This window comes from Marinobacter sp. NP-4(2019), assembly GCF_003994855.1.
Classification (GTDB): domain Bacteria; phylum Pseudomonadota; class Gammaproteobacteria; order Pseudomonadales; family Oleiphilaceae; genus Marinobacter.
The window spans coordinates 1,483,752-1,502,450 of sequence record NZ_CP034142.1; the positions used below are offsets into that span (position 1 = coordinate 1,483,752).

14 protein-coding genes are annotated in these 18,699 nt (G+C 60.0%); 5 read left to right on the forward strand and 9 right to left on the reverse strand.

The features are described 5' to 3' along the window. Nucleotides 1-4 precede the first annotated feature (4 nt). The 4 genes from EHN06_RS06845 to EHN06_RS06860 all read right to left on the reverse strand — a co-directional run bounded on the left by EHN06_RS06845 (nucleotide 5) and on the right by EHN06_RS06860 (nucleotide 4,256). Nucleotides 5-808: an enoyl-CoA hydratase-related protein gene (locus EHN06_RS06845; RefSeq protein ID WP_127331389.1), complete on the reverse strand. Its 804-nt coding sequence runs from the start codon at nucleotides 806-808 to the stop codon at nucleotides 5-7. A gap of 14 nt (nucleotides 809-822) precedes the next feature. Beyond that, nucleotides 823-2,430, reverse strand: coding sequence for a carboxyl transferase domain-containing protein (locus tag EHN06_RS06850; RefSeq protein ID WP_127331391.1), 1,608 nt, complete (start codon nucleotides 2,428-2,430; stop codon nucleotides 823-825). Between the two features lie 190 nt (nucleotides 2,431-2,620). Then, the gene (locus tag EHN06_RS06855) at nucleotides 2,621-3,787 is read right to left on the reverse strand and encodes an isovaleryl-CoA dehydrogenase (protein WP_127331393.1); all 1,167 of its coding nucleotides are present in this window, start codon (nucleotides 3,785-3,787) and stop codon (nucleotides 2,621-2,623) included. Nucleotides 3,788-3,827: 40 nt separating this feature from the next. After that, complete coding sequence (locus EHN06_RS06860; protein ID WP_127331395.1) at nucleotides 3,828-4,256, reverse strand: MerR family transcriptional regulator; 429 nt, start codon at nucleotides 4,254-4,256, stop codon at nucleotides 3,828-3,830. A gap of 194 nt (nucleotides 4,257-4,450) precedes the next feature. On the opposite strand from EHN06_RS06860, the gene EHN06_RS06865 reads away from it, so the two are divergent. The 3 genes from EHN06_RS06865 to EHN06_RS06875 are packed head-to-tail and all read left to right on the forward strand — an operon-like array spanning nucleotide 4,451 to nucleotide 7,594. Further along, entirely contained in the window at nucleotides 4,451-5,212 is a 762-nt protein-coding gene (locus EHN06_RS06865) for an SDR family NAD(P)-dependent oxidoreductase (protein ID WP_127331397.1), read from the forward strand. 23 nt (nucleotides 5,213-5,235) lie between these two features. Continuing rightward, a complete protein-coding gene (locus tag EHN06_RS06870; protein WP_127331399.1) occupies nucleotides 5,236-6,387 on the forward strand; it encodes an acyl-CoA dehydrogenase family protein in 1,152 nt (383 codons plus the stop codon). A gap of 25 nt (nucleotides 6,388-6,412) precedes the next feature. Further along, nucleotides 6,413-7,594 (forward strand): thiolase family protein, encoded by a 1,182-nt coding sequence (locus tag EHN06_RS06875; RefSeq protein ID WP_127331401.1) that lies wholly within the window; start codon nucleotides 6,413-6,415, stop codon nucleotides 7,592-7,594. Between the two features lie 22 nt (nucleotides 7,595-7,616). On the opposite strand, the gene EHN06_RS06880 is transcribed toward EHN06_RS06875, so the two are convergent. The 3 genes from EHN06_RS06880 to ilvG all read right to left on the reverse strand — a co-directional run bounded on the left by EHN06_RS06880 (nucleotide 7,617) and on the right by ilvG (nucleotide 10,881). After that, complete coding sequence (locus EHN06_RS06880; RefSeq protein WP_127331403.1) at nucleotides 7,617-8,621, reverse strand: AraC family transcriptional regulator; 1,005 nt, start codon at nucleotides 8,619-8,621, stop codon at nucleotides 7,617-7,619. Nucleotides 8,622-8,905: 284 nt separating this feature from the next. Further along, nucleotides 8,906-9,184: an ACT domain-containing protein gene (locus EHN06_RS06885; RefSeq protein WP_127331405.1), complete on the reverse strand. Its 279-nt coding sequence runs from the start codon at nucleotides 9,182-9,184 to the stop codon at nucleotides 8,906-8,908. Next, complete coding sequence (ilvG, locus tag EHN06_RS06890) at nucleotides 9,181-10,881, reverse strand: acetolactate synthase 2 catalytic subunit (protein WP_127331407.1); 1,701 nt, start codon at nucleotides 10,879-10,881, stop codon at nucleotides 9,181-9,183. The genes EHN06_RS06885 and ilvG overlap by 4 nt, the downstream gene beginning before the upstream one ends. Before the next feature lie 323 nt (nucleotides 10,882-11,204). Between ilvG and EHN06_RS06895 the strand changes: the two genes are divergently transcribed. After that, nucleotides 11,205-12,287 carry an efflux RND transporter periplasmic adaptor subunit gene (locus tag EHN06_RS06895; RefSeq protein WP_127331409.1) on the forward strand — a complete coding sequence of 361 codons (1,083 nt, stop codon included), beginning with the start codon at nucleotides 11,205-11,207 and terminating at the stop codon, nucleotides 12,285-12,287. Between the two features lie 5 nt (nucleotides 12,288-12,292). Next, on the forward strand, nucleotides 12,293-15,358 hold the full coding sequence (locus tag EHN06_RS06900) for an efflux RND transporter permease subunit (RefSeq protein WP_127331411.1): 3,066 nt from the start codon (nucleotides 12,293-12,295) through the stop codon (nucleotides 15,356-15,358). On the opposite strand, the gene EHN06_RS06905 is transcribed toward EHN06_RS06900, so the two are convergent. Together EHN06_RS06905 and EHN06_RS06910 are read right to left on the reverse strand one after the other, a co-directional pair. Next, a complete protein-coding gene (locus EHN06_RS06905; RefSeq protein WP_127331413.1) occupies nucleotides 15,351-17,222 on the reverse strand; it encodes a sensor domain-containing phosphodiesterase in 1,872 nt (623 codons plus the stop codon). The genes EHN06_RS06900 and EHN06_RS06905 overlap by 8 nt on opposite strands. After that, nucleotides 17,215-18,630, reverse strand: coding sequence for an amidase (locus EHN06_RS06910; RefSeq protein ID WP_323053021.1), 1,416 nt, complete (start codon nucleotides 18,628-18,630; stop codon nucleotides 17,215-17,217). Before EHN06_RS06910 ends, EHN06_RS06905 begins: the two co-directional genes overlap by 8 nt. Nucleotides 18,631-18,699 lie beyond the last annotated feature (69 nt).

The window sequence follows — 18,699 nt, forward strand, 5'->3', positions numbered from 1 at the left end:
GTTGTTATTCCTCCGGAACCCAGTTGGCCTTGCGCTTGTTCAGGAAGGCGCTGAGGCCCTCCTGACCCTCTGCACCCACCCGGATATCCGCGATGCGATGTGCGGTGTCTTCAATCACTTCGGCGCCGATGTGCTTGTGGCTGACGGCGAATACCAGGTCCTTGGCCGCTTTCATGGCTTCGGGGCCATTGAGGGCGAGCTGCAGCAGCAGTTCGTCGCAGCGGCGGTCCATGGCGTTCACGTCGTCGCACACTTCGTGTACCAGTCCGAACTGTTGTGCTTCCCGGGCGCTGAACACTTCCGCCGAGATGAAGTAGCGGCGGGCCTGGCGTTCGCCGATGGCGCGCACCACGTAGGGGCTGATCACGGCGGGGATCAGGCCGAGTTTTACTTCGCTCAGGCAGAAGCTGGATTTCTCCGTGGCGATGACAATGTCGCAGCAGGCGGCAAGGCCGACGGCCCCGCCGTACGCGGCGCCCTGAACCAGGCCGATCACCGGTTTGGAGAGGTGATTCAGCACGTTCATCAGCCGCGCCAGTTCACGTGAGTCGTCCAGGTTTTCCTGGCGGGTGTTGTCCGCCATACGGCGCATCCAGCCCAGGTCCGCTCCGGCGGAGAAGTGTTTACCCTCCGAGCGCAGGATGACGATGTGGGTGTCGTTGTCTGCATTCACGTCTTCCAGCGCCTGGATCAGTTGCTGGATGATGACGTCGTCAAACGCGTTGCGTTTGTCCGGGCGGTTCAGCACCACTTCGGTGACGCCTGGGGCCCGGGGTCTGAGCAGAACCGCTGATTCCTGATCTGACATGGCGTTTCTCCTCGTTACATGCGGAACACGCCGAAGCGTGTTGGCTTGGCCGGACGGTTAAGGGTGGCGGACAGGCTCAGGGCCACGACTTCACGGGTCTGGGCCGGGTCGATGACGCCGTCGTCCCACAGCCGTGCGCTGGCGTAGTAGGGGTGGCCCTGTTCCTCGTACTTGTCGATGACCGGCTGCTTGAATTCGGCCTCTTCCTCGGCGCTCCATTCCTGGCCCTTGCGCTCCATGCCCTCGCGTTTTACCTGGGCCAGTACGCCGGCGGCCTGTTCACCGCCCATCACGGAGATGCGGGCGTTGGGCCACATCCACAGGAAGTCCGGGCTGTAGGCACGGCCGCACATGCCATAGTTGCCGGCGCCGAAGCTGCCGCCAATCAGCACGGTGATCTTGGGCACGTTGGCGCAGGCCACGGCCATGACCATTTTCGCACCGTGTTTGGCGATGCCTTCGGCTTCGTATTTCTGGCCCACCATGAAGCCGGTGATGTTCTGCAGGAACAACAACGGGATGTTGCGCTGGCAGCACAGTTCGATGAAGTGGGCGCCTTTCTGGGCGGCTTCGCTGAACAGGATGCCGTTGTTGGCGATGATGCCCACCGGGTAGCCATGAATATGGGCGAAGCCGGTGACCAGAGTCTGGCCGTAGTAGCGTTTGAATTCGTCAAATTCGGAGCCGTCGACGATGCGGGCGATGACGTCGCGCACGTCGAACTGTTTGCGCAGGTCGGTGCCGACGATGCCGTAGATTTCTTCGGCGTCGTACAGCGGTGCCTTGGGCTTGCGGATTTCCACGTCCGCCGGTTTGCGGCGGTTGAGGTTGGAGACGCAGCGGCGGGCGATTTCCAGGGCGTGGGCGTCGTTTTCGGCGTAGTGGTCGGCGACACCGGAGATTTTGCAGTGTACGTCGGCGCCACCAAGATCCTCGGCGCTGACCACTTCACCGGTGGCGGCTTTGACCAGTGGCGGGCCAGCCAGAAAGATGGTGCCCTGGTTGCGGACGATAATGGATTCGTCGGCCATGGCCGGTACGTAGGCGCCACCGGCAGTGCACAGGCCCATGACCACGGCGATTTGGGGGATGTCGTCCGCGGACATGCGGGCCTGGTTGTAGAAGATGCGGCCGAAGTGGTCGCGATCCGGGAAGACTTCGTCCTGTCTTGGCAGGTTGGCGCCGCCGGAGTCTACGAGGTAGATGCAGGGCAGGCGGTTCTGCAGGGCGATTTCCTGGGCGCGCAGGTGTTTTTTCACTGACAGGGGGTAGTAGCTGCCGCCTTTCACTGTGGCATCGTTGGCGATGATCATGCATTCGGTGCCGGAGACGCGGCCAACGCCAGCAATGACGCCAGCGGCGGGGACGTCTTCGCCGTAGACGTTGTAGGCGGCGAATTGGCCGATTTCCAGGAAGGGGGAGCCGTCATCGAGGAGTTGGTTGATGCGCTCGCGGGGCAGCAGTTTGCCTCTGGCCAGGTGGCGTTCCTGGTAGGTGGGGCCGCCGCCTTGCTGGATAGTGGCTACTTTGTCCCGCAGGTCGGCTACGGCCTGGGCCATGGATTCCTGGTTGGCCTGGAATTCATCGGACCTTGGGTTGATTTTGCTTTGGAGCACGGTCATGTTTTTTATCCCTCAAGAATTGGGGGCGCGGTGCTGGCGGGCTGTCCTTCCGGAAACCGCTACGAGCACATCCATGTGCGCTTCTCTCAGGCCATCCATGGCCTTCGAAATTTCCGGAAGGACAGCCCACCAGCCCCTTGGCATACATTGGGTGCAGGCATCCGCACCGTACAAAGAAAGAGCTTGTTCTTTACTTGTTCAGGTACAGCTCTCTGCCGATCAGCATGCGGCGGATTTCGGACGTGCCGGCACCGATTTCGTACAGCTTGGCGTCGCGCAGCAGGCGGCCTGTCGGGTATTCGTTGATGTAGCCGTTGCCGCCGAGCAGCTGGATGGCGTCCAGGGCCAGTTTGGTGGCCATTTCGGCGGAGTAGAGGATGGCGCCGGCGGCGTCTTTTCTCGTGGTTTCGCCGCGGTCCGCGGACATGGCGACCATGTAGACGTAGGATTTGGCGGTGTTCATCCAGGTGTACATGTCCGCTACTTTGCCCTGTACCAGTTCGAATTCGCCGATGGCCTGGCCGAACTGTTTGCGTTCGCGGATATAGGGTACGACCACGTCCAGCGCGGCCTGCATGATGCCCAGCGGGCCGCCGGAGAGGACGAGGCGTTCGTAGTCGAGGCCACTCATCAGGACTTTGGCGCCGTTGCCTTCGCCACCGAGGATGTTTTCACGGGGTACTTTGCAGTCTTCGAACACCAGTTCGCAGGTGTTGGAGCCGCGCATGCCGAGTTTGTCGAGTTTCTGGTGGCGGCTGAAGCCCGGGTAGTCGCGCTCTACGATGAAGGCGGTGACGCCTTTGGAACCGGCCTGGGTGTCGGTTTTGGCGTAGATGACGTAGGTGTGGGCATCCGGGCCGTTGGTGATCCACATCTTGTTGCCGTTGAGGACGAAGTGGTCGCCTTCGTCACGGGCGCTGAGTTTCATGGAGATGACGTCGGAGCCGGCGTTGGGCTCGGACATGGCCAGTGCGCCCACGTGTTCGCCGCTGACCAGTTTCGGCAGGTATTTCTGCTTTTGTTCTTCGGTGCCGTTGCGGTGAATCTGGTTCACGCACAGGTTGGAGTGGGCGCCGTAGGACAGGCCGACGGAGGCGGACGCGCGGCTGATTTCTTCCATGGCGATGACGTGCGCCAGGTAACCCATGTCGGAGCCGCCGTATTCTTCTTTCACGGTAATACCCAGCAGGCCCATGTCGCCCATTTTACGCCACAGGTCCATGGGGAACTCGTTGTTGCGGTCGATGTCTTCCGCACGTGGGGCGATTTCTGCGGCGGCGAAGCCGTTGACCTGCTCGCGCAGCATGTCCAGTGTTTCGCCGAGGCCGAAGTTAAGCTCTGAGTATTGTGATTTCATTGTTGGCTACCTTGGTCTTCCTAATGGGTTGGCGATGGGCCTAGGCCCTCGCTTTTTCTGATGCGTTCTGTTTCTCTTTTTTCTTCTGCAGTTCCGCCAGTGCTTCGCGGCAACGGGCTTCTGCGGTGTCCATTTCCATTTCGGCCTGGGCGATGTCGTTCTTCTGTTGTTCCAGCTGTGCCCGGCGCGCTTCCAGAATTTCCAGCATTTTCAGCAGCTGCTTTTCGTTGCCGCTGAGGGTTTCATCCCACAAATCGAACAGCTCTTTGGTCTCCGCCAGGGAGAAGCCCATGCGTTTGCCGCGCAGGATGAGTTTCAGGCGCACTCGATCCTTTGAGCTGAATATCCGTGTCTGCCCCCTGCGGGAAGGCTTCAGCAGGCCCTGATCCTCATAGAAGCGGACGCTTCGTGTTGTAACGTCGAACTCTTTGGCGAGTTCACTGATGCTGTAGGTGCTTTTGTCTGCCATAGCGATTTCCTTTTTAGACTAAGGTTAGATAAAGTTTACGTAAACGTAAAGTAAATTTTGGGTGTAAAAGGGACGATTTTCAGAATTGAATTTTTTAACAAATTTTGTGGCGGAATATGTCATGGCATGGGAGCCGGGCCCGGAGCACACTTTACAACAACCAGTAAACAGTTTCTGACAACAAGGAGAACGCTATGGAATTCCAGAATGTACCGGCCATTGTGACCGGTGGTGCATCCGGTTTGGGCGAGGGCGCTGCGCGGGCACTGGCGGCTGCGGGCTGTAAGGTTGCCATCTTAGATGTTCAGAAAGAGCAGGGTGAAGCCGTGGCCCGGGATATCGGCGGGCTGTTTGTTCACTGCGATGTGACTTCCTCCGAAAGCGCCGAGGCCGCCCTGGCCAAGGCCCGTGACGCTCACGGTCCCTGTGGTATCGCCGTGAACTGCGCCGGTATCGCGCCGGCGGCGAAGATCCTGGGCCGCGACGGGGTGATGCCGCTGGAGAACTTCAGCAAGGTGATTCAGGTCAACCTGATAGGCACCTTTAACATCATGCGTCTGGCGGCAGCGGATATGGCCCAGCGCGAGCCCAACGCCGATGGCGAGCGCGGTGTAATTATCTCCACGGCCTCTGTCGCTGCCTATGAAGGGCAGATCGGGCAGGCGGCCTACAGTGCATCCAAGGGCGGTGTGGTGTCGCTGACTCTACAGGCCGCCCGCGAACTGGCCCGCGAGGGTATCCGCGTGAATACCATTGCCCCGGGGCTGTTCATGACGCCGATGATGGCAGGCATGCCCGAGGAAGTGCAGGAGAGCCTGGCGGCCACCCTGCCGTTCCCCAAGCGCCTCGGCAAGCCGGAGGAGTTTGGCATGATGGTGGATCAGATGGTTCGCAATCCCATCCTCAACGGTGAAGTGGTTCGTCTGGATTGCGCCCTGCGTATGGCGCCCAAGTAAGCCCCACCAAACGGGAGAACGTTATGAGCAGTGCAATCGATAAAGAAGAACTCGAGATGTTCCGGGAGTCCGTCATCAAGGCCCTGGAAGCCGAGGTGAAGCCCCATTACGAGGCCTGGGAAAAATCAGGCATTGTCCCCCGTGAACTCTGGAATACCCTGGGTAACGCCGGCATGTTGTGTGTGGATGTGCCGGAGGAGTGCGGCGGCTGCGGCGCGCCTTTCCAGTATTCCGTGGTCGTCGGTGAAGAGCTGGCGCGCCTGGGATTTGGCGCGCTGTCCACCAACGTGATGGTGCACTCGGACATTGTCGCCCCGTACCTGAGCCACATCGGGAACGAGGAACAGAAGCAGCAGTGGCTGCCGAAAATGGTGTCCGGCGAAGCGGTCGGCGCCATTGCCATGACCGAGCCGGGTGCCGGCAGTGACCTGCAGGCCATCCGCACCAGTGCCGTGAAAGATGGGGATGACTACATTCTCAACGGTTCCAAAACCTTCATCACCAACGGCCAGCACGCGGACATGGTGATTGTCGCGGCCAAGACCGACCCCAGCGCCGGCGCCCGGGGCATCAGCCTGTTCCTGGTGGACACCTCCCTGCCGGGTTACAGCAAGGGTCGCAACCTGGACAAGATCGGACAGCATTCCGGCGACACCTCGGAGCTGTTCTTCTCCGACATGCGCATCCCTGCCTCCGCGTTGCTTGGCGAAGAAGGGCAGGGCTTTATGTACCTGATGCGGGAACTGCCCCGCGAGCGCCTGGTGATCGGCGCCCTTGGCGTGGCTGCTGCCCGCGGCGCGCTGGACCTGACGATCGCCTACGCCCAGGAGCGGGAACTGTTCGGCCAGAAACTGGCCCAACTGCAGAACACCCGCTTTGAAATTGCCCGCATGGAAACCGATTACCGGGTGAATAAGGCCTTCGTGGACCAGTGCATCAGTGAATACGAACGCGGTGAACTGGATGCCCCGACGGCGTCCATGGCCAAGTACAGCGCCACCGAGATGCAGTGCCGGGTAGCGGATGGCTGTCTGCAGCTGTTCGGCGGTTACGGCTACACCACGGAATATCCGATTTCCCGGGCGTTTATGGATGCACGGGTACAGCGGATCTACGGCGGCACGTCGGAAGTGATGAAAGAGATCATTGCCCGTTCGGTGTTGGGCAAGGGCTGATTAACTGAGTTAGTGAGGAAATAGTATGAGTGAGAATAGTGTAGTCATTGCAGGTTCTGCCCGCACCCCCATGGGCGGAATGATGGGCGCCCTTAGTTCAGTCCGCTCCCCGGAACTGGGTGCGGTTTCCATCAAGGCTGCCATTGAGCGTTCAGGCTTGCAGCCGGCGGATATCCAGGAAGTGATTATGGGCTGCGTACTGCCCGCCGGGCTGGGTCAGGCGCCGGCGCGCCAGGCCTCCCGCGCTTCCGGTATTCCGGACAGCTCCGGTTGCACCACCATCAACAAGATGTGTGGCTCCGGCATGCAAGCGGTCATCATGGCCCACGACCAGATCAAGGCCGGCACCAACAACGTCATGATTGCCGGCGGCATGGAAAACATGAGCCAGGCGCCGTACCTCCTGCCTAAGGCCCGTGGCGGCATGCGCATGGGCCACGGCCAGGTGATGGACAGCATGTTCCTGGATGGCCTGGAAGACGCCTACGAAGGTGGCCTGATGGGCGTGTTTGCCCAGCGCACGGCGGACAAGTTCAACATCACCCGGGAAGCCATGGACGAGTTTGCCATTGGCTCCCTGAACAAATCCCTGGCAGCCATCGAGAGCGGTTGGTTCAAGCCGGAAATTGTACCGGTGAGCGTACCGGGCCGTGGTGGTGAGACGGTGGTGGACACCGACGAGCAGCCGGGCAACGCCCGCCCGGAAAAGATTCCGACGCTCAAGCCGGCGTTCGCCAAGGACGGGACTGTCACGGCGGCCAACTCCAGTTCCATCAGTGACGGCGCGTCGGCGCTGGTGCTGGCATCTGCGGCGGAAGCCGAAGCCCGCGGCCTGACACCCCAGGCACGCATCGTGGCCCACGCAACCCATGCCCGTTTGCCGTCCGAATTCACGTTGGCGCCAATCGGTTCCATCGAGAAAGTGCTGAAGAAGGCTGGCTGGACTGTCGACGACGTCGATCTATTCGAGATCAACGAAGCGTTCGCCGTGGTCACCCTGGCAGCCATCAACGAGCTGAACCTGCCGGCCGACAAGGTCAACGTATACGGCGGCGCCTGCGCCCTCGGTCACCCGATCGGATCGTCCGGTTCGCGCATCATCGTCACCCTGATGAATGCCCTGAAGCAGCGGGGCCTCAAGCGTGGGGTTGCCTCACTGTGCATCGGTGGTGGTGAAGGCACCGCAGTTGCTATTGAACTGTTGTAAACGGGTGTAGCTGTAAGCGGACCTAATAGTCCTGCTTGCGGTAAGCCAGGGGACTGAGCCCGGTCCAGTGCTTGAAGGCACGGGAGAAGGCGCCGGGCTCGGCGAACCCCAGCCGGGATGAAATCTCGGTGATGGTCAGGTTAGGTCGCAGCAACAGCGTGACCGCCTGATCCCGCCGCAAGTTGTCCTTGATCTTCTGATAGGCGCTGCCTTCGGACTTGAGCCTGCGGCTCAGGGTATTGCTGGTCATGTTGAGATGTTCCGCCATCGTCTCCAGGGTCGGCAAGCGGTCCTGTTCCATCCCTTCCAGCAGCCTTCTTACCCGCGTGGTCAGGCTGTCATCGTCGTCGGTCCAGACCAGCAGGTTGCGGGGCGAACTCAGAATGAATTCGTCCAGTTCCGCCGGCGTTCGTGTCACCGGCATGGTCAGGTAGGCCTTGCTGAAGAACAGGCTGTTGCGTTCCTGGTCGAAGTGACACTGGCATGGGAAGACGAAACGGTACTCATCGAAATGGCCGGGCAGTCCATGCTCAAAGGTGGCGTGGCTGAGTACGATCTTGCGCCCGATCAGCCATCCCACCAGCCGGTGCCACACCATCAACAGCCACTCCACCAGGAACTGGTCCGGGTCCAGCTCCGGGTGGCGATGGGTCATGGTCAGTTCCGCTTCTTCTCCTTCGGTGTTCAGCTCAATCTCGATGTCGTGGTTGAACAACCGGTAGCAGCGAATGCTCTGGCGAATGACGTCTTCCAGGGTGGCGCTGTGGACCACCAAGGACCCCATCAAGTGAAAATGCCCGACCCGGCACGGCTGGGTGGTGCGCCCCATGAATTCATCGTCCAGCACTTTCCAGGTCATGCGGAACAGGCGAATGAATTGTTCGGTCGGCAATCGCGCCCGTGGCGGGTAGATGAAGTCCGGATCGATGCCGTTTTTATGCAACAGTTCGGCTATAGGCAGCCCCCGTTCTTCCAGCCCGTGCAGGACGGCTCGTGCGTAGTGGGAGGAGAACGTCAGGTTTTGCATTAAAGGCTGTCCTTGTTGGCAAGTATCGGTGGCCATTTGATTAATAGTAGGTTGGATTAGCCGCAGGCGTAATCCAACAGTTGTTGTCGGATTACGCCTGCGGCTAATCCAACCTACGAAGCCTTTAGCGATATCGGCTTGGCCTGTCGGTAGGGGGTGGGGGTGTCTTTTCTGCCGGGAACAAAGGTGTCTGAGCGAAGCGAGTTCTTTTTCCCAGAAGAAAAGGCACCCCCACCCCCTATCTGCCCGCAATACCTCAGGCTACAAACAACCTATCCCCAAAGTCAGGCCATACGAGACCGGACCAAAGAAACCTGCTCATGGTAAACGTCAACCACCGTATGAAGCTTCTCCAGCTGTGATTGCAACATGGCAATCGGCCGTGCGCCCTCCAGGGTCAGGGCAATGTCGAGATGTTCCCCGCTGGATTCCACGGCCATTCGGGCGATGCGAAACCCGCGAATGCGGATCACCTGGCACAGGCGCTCCAGGGCGGCGGCTTCCCGGGTCATGCGACAGTTGAGAGTGTAACTGGGTATTGAGGTATCCGCTTGCGGGGTCATGCTACGTTCTCCTTGTTTGCAGTGCTGGTGCGCTGGCTTTCGTCGATCATGTCGCGGTTGCTGGCCCCGGGCTTGACGATGGGCCATACATTTTCTTCCCGGCTGATGGCCACGTGCAGCAACATCGGGCCGTTGTAGGCCAGGATGGTTTCGATGCCGCGGCGGATCTGGTCGGTGCGCTCGATGTGCAGGGCCGGAATGTCGAAGGCCCGGGCCATGGCGACGAAGTCGGGGTTGTCGTCCAGGTTGATCTGGCTTTCCCGGTTGCCGTAGAACAGTTCCTGTTGCTGGCGGACCATGCCCAGGCACTGGTTGTCCATCACGATCAGTTTTACCGGCAGGTTGTAGCGGCGGATGGTGGCCAGTTCCTGGGCGTTCATCATGAACGAGCCATCGCCGGTGACATTGATCACGGTGCTGTTGCGGTCGGCAAACTGGGCGCCGATGGCGGCCGGAAGCCCGAAGCCCATGGTTCCGAGGCCGCCGCTGCTCAGGTGATGGCGCGGGTGGTCGAACTGGTAATGCTGGGCGACCCACATCTGGTGCTGGCCCACATCGCAGGCGATGACGGTGTCGTCCGACGCGATGCGGGAGAGCTGGCGGATAAAGGCGGGGCCAGTGATGGGCGCCAGGGCCTCTTCATTATCGGCGGCGTGGAAGCCGGCCGTGGTGTGCCAGGTACGGCACTGTTTGCGCCAGTCACCGATGACCAGTGGTTTTTCCTGCAAGGCGGTGGTCAACGCGGTGAGTATGTGGTTCAGGTCACCACGAATGGCCAGGTCCGCCGGGCGCAATTTGTTGATTTCCGCGGCATCGGCGTCGATGTGAATCATCTTCGCATTGGGGGCGAAGCCGTCGAGTTTGCCTGTGGCCCGGTCGTCCAGGCGTGCTCCGATCACCAGCAACAGGTCGCATTCGTCCACCGCCTTGTTGGCGGCGCGGGAGCCGTGCATTCCCAGCATGCCGAGGTTGTAGGGATTGTGCTTGCCGGCATTGCCGATGCCCTTGAGGGTCACCACCGCCGGCAGGGCTGAGCACTCTGCAAATGTACGGAAGCTGTCCTCGGCATGGGCCAGACTGATACCCCCGCCACTGTAGAGCAGGGGCTTACGGGCCGCTTGCAACATGGCCAGCACTTCGGTCAGGTCCGGGCAGCGGGTGGCCTGTGGCTCCGTCCGGGCCCTGGAGACCTCGGTAACATCCGTGAGCAACAGGTCCTTGGGGATATCAATCCATACCGGTCCCGGCCGGCCACTCTGGGCCAATTCAATGGCTTCTTCGATGATGGCGGGCAGGGCGTCAGCGTCATCCACCAGGTAGCTGTGTTTGACGATGCCCAGGGTCATGCCCAGAACGTCGGTTTCCTGGAATGCATCGGTGCCGATCAGGCCAGAGGGCACCTGCCCGGTGATCACCAGCATGGGAATGGAATCCCGGTGGGCGTTGGCCACCCCGGTGATCAGGTTGGTGGCGCCGGGGCCTGAGGTAGCGATACACACACCCAGCTTGCCGCTGGCGCGGGCATAACCGTCGGCGGCCAGGGCGCAACCCTGCTCATGGCGGCACAGCACATGCTCCACCCCGACATCGTCCACCAGCGCGTCGTATAGCGGCATGATGCAGCCACCCGGATAACCGAAAACCGTGCTGATGTTGTGGCGGTGGAACGCTTCAAGAATGTGCTGTGCGCCGTTCATGGTCGTTTTTCCCTTTTTCTTCCGCAAAAAAAAGCCCCCGGGACCTTTCGGTGCCGGGGGCTTCTGGTGTTTTGTCAGGTTTGTCGCTATCTCACCCGCTTGTCCACGCAAAAGCCCCCGGACGGTACCACGACCACCAGGACCAGCTTCACAAGGACGATTACAGCGTTGAAGTTCATGAGATAAGTGCGCTTGCTCAAACTCTGTTTACGATGATGGAAAGTTAACCCGGGAATGAAGATCAGTGCAACCCCTGATTCCATATTTTTGTGATACCGTTTAACTCCCTGAAACATAACACATGCACAACAAACGAGAAGAACATGAGCAAGAGCAGGTGGGGCTCCCTTGGGTTGTCATTATTGGTGATCATTGCACTCGCGCTCTGGCTGATCAGTGGCGACGTTAAGGTGGCGCAACAGGAAGCTCCGGATATGGTGGACGTCGATGCCGGGGAGCCACCCAGCGTCGAAGTGGAAATCCTGAGGGCGCGCCTTTATGAGCCCGGGCTGATGCTGCAGGGGCAACTGGAGCCTTGGCGGACGGTGGCCATCAGCGCGGGCGTCAGCGGGACGGTAGAGGAACTGATGGTGGATCAGGGTCAGCGGGTGAAGCAGGGGCAGACCCTGTTGCGCCTGTCCGATGACGGTCGCAGCGCCAGCGTCGAGCGGTGGCAGGCACGGATTCGGAAGCTGGAGGCGGATCTGGCCGCCGCTCGCCGTCTTGGCGCCAGCAACCTGGCCAGCCAGTCGGAAATCCTGGGGCTGGAGAGCGACCTGTCCGCAGCCCGTGCGGAATTGGCGCAAGTCCGCAATGCCGTCAGTGATCTCGCTCCAAAAGCACCTTTTGATGCCATCGTAAATCGCCGCCATGTGGATCTGGGCAACCTGGTGCAACCGGGCACGGAGCTGTTTGAGTTGGTCCAGGTGGATCGACTCAAAGCAACCGGACAGATACCCCAGCAATCCGTTGGAGAGGTGACGGAAGGGCAAAGCGTGTACATCCGTTTGCTCAATGGTGGTTCCCTGAAGGGTGAAGTGAGTTTTGTGGCCAGTGCGGCCAACCCGCAAACCCGCAGCTTTGAGGTTGAAGTGACGGTGGAGAATCCGGAGCTCAAACGGGTAGCGGGCGGCAGTGCCACACTGCGGATCGCATTGCCGGAAACCCGGGCCACCTTTATATCCCCGGCCTACCTGTCACTGGGGGACGACGGTCGCCCGGGCGTGCGTTATGTGGATGACAACAATCGGGTGGTGTTCCGCAATGTGAACTTACTGAATGTGACTACCGATGGCGCCTGGGTCAGCGGATTGCCGGACGAGGTACAACTGATTACACGCGGTGGTGGCTTCGTGTCTATAGGGCAGGAAGTACAGCCGGTTGCCCGTTCACGTGACCGGGGCTGAGCAGCATGCGGACATTGATATTTGCGGCCCTTGATCGCAGCCGTACCAGCCTTCTGACCCTCACGTTCCTGATTCTTGGCGGGATTGCAGCCTTCTACAGTATTCCCAAGGAAGCCAATCCGGACGTCACTATCCCGATGATCTATATCTCCATGACGTTGGAGGGGATCAGCCCGGAAGATGGCGAGCGCCTGCTGGTTCGGCCGATGGAACAGGAACTGCGATCACTGGAAGGCGTCAAGGAAATGAAGGGCACGGCGTCCGAAGGACATGCCTCCGTTATGCTGGAATTTGACGCTGGTTTTGATCCCGATAAAGCCCTTCAGGATGTGCGGGAGAAGGTCGATACCGCCCGCACCAAGATTCCCCAGGAAGCAGACGAGCCCCGGGTAAACGAGATCAACGTATCGTTGTTCCCGGTGCTGTCTATCGGTCTTTCCGGACCCTTGTCAGAACGAGAACTCATCACCGTCGCGCGGCGGCTCCAGGATGCCATCGAGGGCATTCCGGAAGTGCTGGAGGTGGAGATCGGCGGTGACCGGGAAGACCTGCTGGAGGTGGTGGTGGATCCACAGGTGCTGGAAAGCTACGGAGTCGATTTCGACCAGCTTGCCACGCTGATTTCACGCAATAACCAGTTGGTGGCGGCTGGCAGTCTCGATACCGGAGCCGGACGCATGGCGATGAAAGTCCCCGGGGTGATTGAAACCATCGAAGACGTGATGTCCATGCCCATCAAGGTGGACGGTGATACGGTCGTCACCTTTGGTGACGTGGCCATGCTGCAACGTACTTTCAAGGACCCCACCGGGTTTGCCCGTATCAATGGTGAGCCAGCGCTGGTGCTGGAGGTCTCTAAACGGACCGGCGCCAATATCATCGAAACTATCGCTCAGGTCAGGGGGCTGATTGAGGCAGCGGACGCCGAATTGCCGGACGAACTGGACGTTCGCTACATCATGGATCAGTCCACGGAAGTCCGCGACATCCTGAGTGATCTCCTGAACAACGTACTGACGGCCATCGTGCTGGTCATCATCGTGGTGATTGCCGCCATGGGACCACGCTCTGCGGTGCTGGTCGGTCTTACCATTCCCGGCGCCTTTCTGACGGGCATCCTGGTGATCTGGGGCATGGGGCTGACCCTTAATATTGTGGTTCTGTTCAGCCTGATCCTGGTAGCGGGAATGTTGGTGGACGGCGCCATCGTGGTGTCGGAACTGGCAGACCGGAACCTGTCGGAAGGGCTGGGGGTACGATCCGCCTGGGCGGAGGCCGCCAGCCGTATGTCGTGGCCGATCATCGCGTCCACTGCCACAACCCTGGCGGTCTTTGCGCCATTGCTGTTCTGGCCGGGCGTGGTGGGGGAGTTCATGAAATTCCTGCCCACCACCGTGATTATCTGTCTGACGGCATCCTTGTTGATGGCCCTGGTATTCCTGCCGGTGCTCGGAGCCGTCAGTGGCGGCAAGAGAGCCCGGCAAGCGGTGGACGGGGGTGTCATGCTGATGGGGTATCGGAAATTGCTGTCCACCCTGCTCAGCCGCCCGGGGTTCACCCTATTGGGCGTGTTGGGGCTCATTGTGCTGATCTATGCAGGCTATGCCCGCTTCAATCATGGCGTGGAATTCTTTCCTGAGGTCGAACCCGATTCCGCCCAGGTGCAGGTCCGTGCCCGGGGCGACCTGTCGATCTGGGAGCGGGACACGATTGTTCGTGAGGTAGAGCAACGTTTGCAGGGTATGCCAGAGGTAAAGGCACTTTATGCACGTTCCATGGTCGGTACCGGCAACCGGATGGCCCCTGATGTGATCGGTGTATTGCAGTTCCAGTTCACCGACTGGTTTACCCGGCGACCCGCCAACGACATCCTTGAGGACTTTTGGGCGCGCACCAGCGATATCCCGGGAATTCAACTCGATTTCCGCAAACAGGAAGGTGGTCCGGCAGGTGGGAAACCCGTTGAGTTGAAAGTGAGCAGTATGGACAGTGACACGCTCGACAGCTACGTGAATCAGATTCAGCAACGTATGTCCGCCATGGGCGGTTTTGTGGACATAGAGGATGACCGCAGCCTGCCTGGCATTGAGTGGCGATTGCAGGTGGACCGTGAGGCGGCGGCGCGTTTTGGTGCGGATGTACTGAGTGTCGGCAGTGCGGTGCGATTGATTACCAATGGTCTGGTGTTGGCCACCTACCGCCCGGAGGATGTCCGGGATGAAGTGGACATTGCGGTCCGGGTGCCCAATAACTGGCGCGAACTCGACCAGTTCCAACGTCAGACCATCCACACCAGTCGTGGCCAGGCGCCGTTGTCGGAGTTTGTGTCCCTGGAGCCGGCGCCGAAGACCGGTAGTATTGTCCGGGTGGATGGTCAGCGCACGGTCACCATTAAATCCGATATCGAACCGGGGCGGCGGGTCGATGAAATACTGCGCAGCCTGCAGGCGGAGATGCCGGCCCCCCCGGAGGGTGTGACCGTTACCGTTGGCGGAGAAAACGAGGATCAGCAGCAGGCGGCCAACTTCCTGACCACCGCCTTCCTCGTGGCCATCGCACTCATGTTGTTGATACTGGTTACCCAGTTCAACTCCCTCTATCAGACCTTCCTGATCCTGTCTGCGATTGTGCTTTCCACGGCAGGGGTCCTGTTGGGACTGCTGCTGAATGGTCAGTCGTTCGGCATCGTGATGGTGGGTATGGGGATCATTGCCCTGGGCGGGATTGTGGTGAACAACAACATCATTTTGATTGATACCTACAATCAGATGCGCAAAAGCGGGATGTCAGCCTACGACGCGGCACTGGAAACCGGTTGCCTGCGTCTGCGACCGGTATTGCTGACCGCTGTCACCACGGTGCTGGGGTTGATGCCCATGGTGCTGGGTATCAATGTGGATCTGCTGACTCCGTCCCTTGGCATCGGGGCGCCGTCCACCCAGTGGTGGACCCAACTGTCCAGCGCCATTGCCGGTGGCCTGACTTTTGCCACCATCCTGACGCTGCTGCTGACTCCGGCGCTGCTGGTTCTGGGCGATCGGGTAGGGCGCAGAGTCAGGTCAATCAGGTGAGAAAATAATGTTCCATCAGATCATTGAAGGGTTGGGGTTTGCTGTAGAAATAGCCCTGGAGTAAATCGCATCCCTTCTCAATCAGCCACTGTTCATGGGCCTCGGTCTCTACGCCTTCGGCCACCACGGACAGCCCCAACCCCCGGGCCAGACCGATAATGGACAGGGTAATTGCGCAGTCGTTTTCGTCATCGGGAAGATCGCTGATAAATGACCGATCGATCTTGATGTGAGAGAACGGCAGGCTCTTCAGTCGTGCCAGCGAGGAATAACCGGTACCAAAGTCATCAATAGCGAGTTTGGCCCCGGCATCGACGAGCGTTTCCAGCACGCCAGCCAGGGTGTTGAAATCCCCCTGGATGGAGTCTTCGGTCACTTCAAACTGCAGTGCACTGACCGGCATCCGATGCTTGGCGCATATCTCTTTAATTCGGTCAGGCAGGTCGAGGGTCAGTACCTGTTCGGCAGACAGGTTAACCGAGATGACGGGGAGGTGGATGCCCAATGAATCCGCTGTGGACCAGTCTTTACAGACCCGCCGCAGTACGCACTCGCCCAGGGTGTACATCAGGCCACTGCCACGGGCAATGTCCAGAAACTCTATGGGCGGTAACCACCCCCGTTGCGGGTGGTTCCAGCGCACCAGGGCCTCGATGCTGATCACTGTTTTTCCCGATTGGTCAACGATGGGCTGGTAGAATACGTCCAGAGCGTCACCGCTGATGGCTGCCCGTAACTCTCGTTCAAGGGCGAACCTCGATTGTGCGCTGATCTGGATGGCGGAATCGAAAACGGTGGCCCGTGCCCGTCCCAGGTTCTTTGCGTGGTACATGGCCGCTTCTGCGCCGCGTAACAATTCCTGTGGCTCCACGCAGTCTTCCGGGAGATGGCAGATGCCCATGCTGGCGCTGATGCTCAGGGATTGCCCCGATACCCGGATGGGTTGTCTTATGGCTTCCTGGATACGCTCGGCGGTGCCGTTCAGAGCGTCCGCCTGGGTGTGATGGCGGATCAGTATGGCAAACTCGTCGCCGCCGATGCGAGCCAGCAGATCCTTGCCCTCAAGGCGCAGGGCCTTGAGGCGTTGACCGATCTCCGCGATAACGCTGTCTCCGGCCTGTGGCCCCAGTCCGTCGTTAATGGCTTTGAGGCGGTCCACGTCGATCCAGATCAGCGCCAGGCTGCCCGTTTTGCGCCGGCGGATTTTTTCGGCCAGGTGAATCACGCGTTCCTTGAGTGAATCAATATTGGCGAGGCCGGTGAGTGTGTCGAATCGGGAGACGAAATCCAGCGCTCTTTTTGAGTGCACCCAGGCTTCGTGGGTATTGATCAGACTGATGGTGTCGGCAATGGATATTGCGAATGAGAGTTCCGGCAGCGTCCATTCTCGCGGATGACAGGCTTCCAGGCACACCACACCGCTGAGGCGTGAACCATCGAATACCGGCGCATCGAGCATGGAGTGAATCCCGACCGAGGGCAGGTAATCCGAGTTGAAGCTGGAGGTCCGGGGGTCATTGCGAGCGTCATTGACCGCCAGAATCCGTTCCTCGCTGATGGCCTGAAAGTAGCCGGGATGGTCTGAACGATAGAGGCTGACGGAGCTCAGGCCCTTCTCGCCTGAAGCAACGCTTTGCGGGCCGGTTTCGGCTACCTGATGTTTGTCATACAGGCATTCGCAGGTAATCCGGTCCCGCTCCGGAGGGAAGAACCACACACTCACGCGCTCCACTTCCAGCAGGCGTCCACACAGGGATGCCAGTGCTGACAGCTTGTGGTGCCTCGGTTGTCTGATGAAGCCGGCATCGTGACTTAGCTCCATCAGGGCCTTGTGGTAGCTCACAAAGGTTGCGCTGTCATCCATGGTAGAGAGAATATTCCTCCTCTAGCGAATACGCTAACTCTAGCAGAGTTTTTTCGCCCCCGTGGAGCCCCATCAAGTGAACCGCGACCGGTAAATTAGTGTCTGTTCGCCCCATGGGCATCGAGATCGCCGGTGCGCCGGTGGCATTGGCCAGGGGAGTGAAACTGACATAGCGGGTAAGGCGGTCAAACAGGGTGTCAAAATCCTGTTCCGGGTTGAGGTAACCGATTTCCGGTGTGGTGTGCCCGAGGACCGGGGTCAGGATGGCGTCGAAGCCGGCCACTGCCTGAGCATAGTCATGGTAACTGCGGCGAAGGCGCCACAGGGTGGCCGGCAGTTTGTAGAACTGCCGGCGGAACATCCTGTCGAGGCCATGGGTCAGGCTGTCTACCCGGGATTTGTCGAATTCCGGATGCATCAGCTTGCGGCCGTTGGCCTTGACGCCAAACGCCAGCATACCCCAGTAGCGGGCAAAGTCGTCGGCAAATGATGGCGCGATGGGGACATCCATGGGGACAATGCGGTGGCCCATGCCCTCCAGTAACCGTGCGGTGCGCTCCACCGTTTCGCGGGTTTTCTGATCGGTGGCGTGGCCGTTGATGGAATCCAGCACCAGGCCGATGGTCATTGAGCGCCGTGACGGGCCCTCGACCATGCTCATCGGCGGCAATTTGTGGTTGCGATAGTGCTTCTCCGCCTCGGCGTAAAAGCGAGCGGTATCCCGCACGCTGCGGGTCACTACGCCGTCACTGACTATGTTGATGGGCAATGATTTCGCGGCTTCGTTGTCGGCCACTCGTCCGCGGCTGGGTTTCAGGCCCACCAGGCCACAGCAGGCCGCCGGGATGCGAATGGAACCACCGCCATCATTGGCATGGGCTAAGGGCACCACGCCAGCGGCCACCAGTGCGGCGGAGCCGCCGGAGGATGCGCCGGTGGAAAAGGCCAGGTTCCAGGGGTTGCGGGACGGCGGCGCACTGGCATGCTCGGTACTGGCATTAAAGCCGAATTCCGGCAACGCGCTTTTACCAAGGCAGACGTAGCCCTGGGCAAGCATCTGTTCTGCGAATGCGCCGGTGTTTTTGGCAACGTTGGGAGGCACGGCTGCGGAACCATGACGGGTCGGCATGCCGGCGACGTCCATGTTGTCCTTGATGAAGGTGGGTACGCCGTGAAAGAACCCGCCAGAAGGCGATGTCTGGCCCTGGACAGGCTGCTCGAAAGCTTCGAAGACAATGCCCCGGATAAATGGCTCCACTTGGCGGGCGCGCTGGATGGCCGCTGCAGTGACCTCGGCGACTGATACCTCGCCACGACGGATCAGCTCTGCAATACCGGTGGCGTCATGGTCGCCCAACGCGTCATCCTGGAAGGCATGGATGGTCTTCGGTTGTTCCCGCATGGTCATGGCGCATCTCCTGAAAATGTCCTGACACTCTAATCCAATGATAAACGTGACGACATGTCATTTCAGGAA

What these genes read in the sequence shown, in the direction of transcription:
- EHN06_RS06885 (WP_127331405.1), bottom strand. Translation starts at nt 9,184, where the DNA reads ATGACCCCGCAAGCGGATACCTCAATACCCAGTTACACTCTCAACTGT.
- EHN06_RS06850 (WP_127331391.1), bottom strand. Translation starts at nt 2,430, where the DNA reads ATGACCGTGCTCCAAAGCAAAATCAACCCAAGGTCCGATGAATTCCAG.
- EHN06_RS06910 (WP_323053021.1), bottom strand. Translation starts at nt 18,630, where the DNA reads ATGACCATGCGGGAACAACCGAAGACCATCCATGCCTTCCAGGATGAC.
- EHN06_RS06855 (WP_127331393.1), bottom strand. Translation starts at nt 3,787, where the DNA reads ATGAAATCACAATACTCAGAGCTTAACTTCGGCCTCGGCGAAACACTG.
- EHN06_RS06905 (WP_127331413.1), bottom strand. Translation starts at nt 17,222, where the DNA reads ATGGATGACAGCGCAACCTTTGTGAGCTACCACAAGGCCCTGATGGAG.
- EHN06_RS06870 (WP_127331399.1), top strand. Translation starts at nt 5,236, where the DNA reads ATGAGCAGTGCAATCGATAAAGAAGAACTCGAGATGTTCCGGGAGTCC.
- EHN06_RS06895 (WP_127331409.1), top strand. Translation starts at nt 11,205, where the DNA reads ATGAGCAAGAGCAGGTGGGGCTCCCTTGGGTTGTCATTATTGGTGATC.
- EHN06_RS06880 (WP_127331403.1), bottom strand. Translation starts at nt 8,621, where the DNA reads ATGCAAAACCTGACGTTCTCCTCCCACTACGCACGAGCCGTCCTGCAC.
- EHN06_RS06900 (WP_127331411.1), top strand. Translation starts at nt 12,293, where the DNA reads ATGCGGACATTGATATTTGCGGCCCTTGATCGCAGCCGTACCAGCCTT.
- EHN06_RS06845 (WP_127331389.1), bottom strand. Translation starts at nt 808, where the DNA reads ATGTCAGATCAGGAATCAGCGGTTCTGCTCAGACCCCGGGCCCCAGGC.
- EHN06_RS06860 (WP_127331395.1), bottom strand. Translation starts at nt 4,256, where the DNA reads ATGGCAGACAAAAGCACCTACAGCATCAGTGAACTCGCCAAAGAGTTC.
- ilvG (WP_127331407.1), bottom strand. Translation starts at nt 10,881, where the DNA reads ATGAACGGCGCACAGCACATTCTTGAAGCGTTCCACCGCCACAACATC.
- EHN06_RS06875 (WP_127331401.1), top strand. Translation starts at nt 6,413, where the DNA reads ATGAGTGAGAATAGTGTAGTCATTGCAGGTTCTGCCCGCACCCCCATG.
- EHN06_RS06865 (WP_127331397.1), top strand. Translation starts at nt 4,451, where the DNA reads ATGGAATTCCAGAATGTACCGGCCATTGTGACCGGTGGTGCATCCGGT.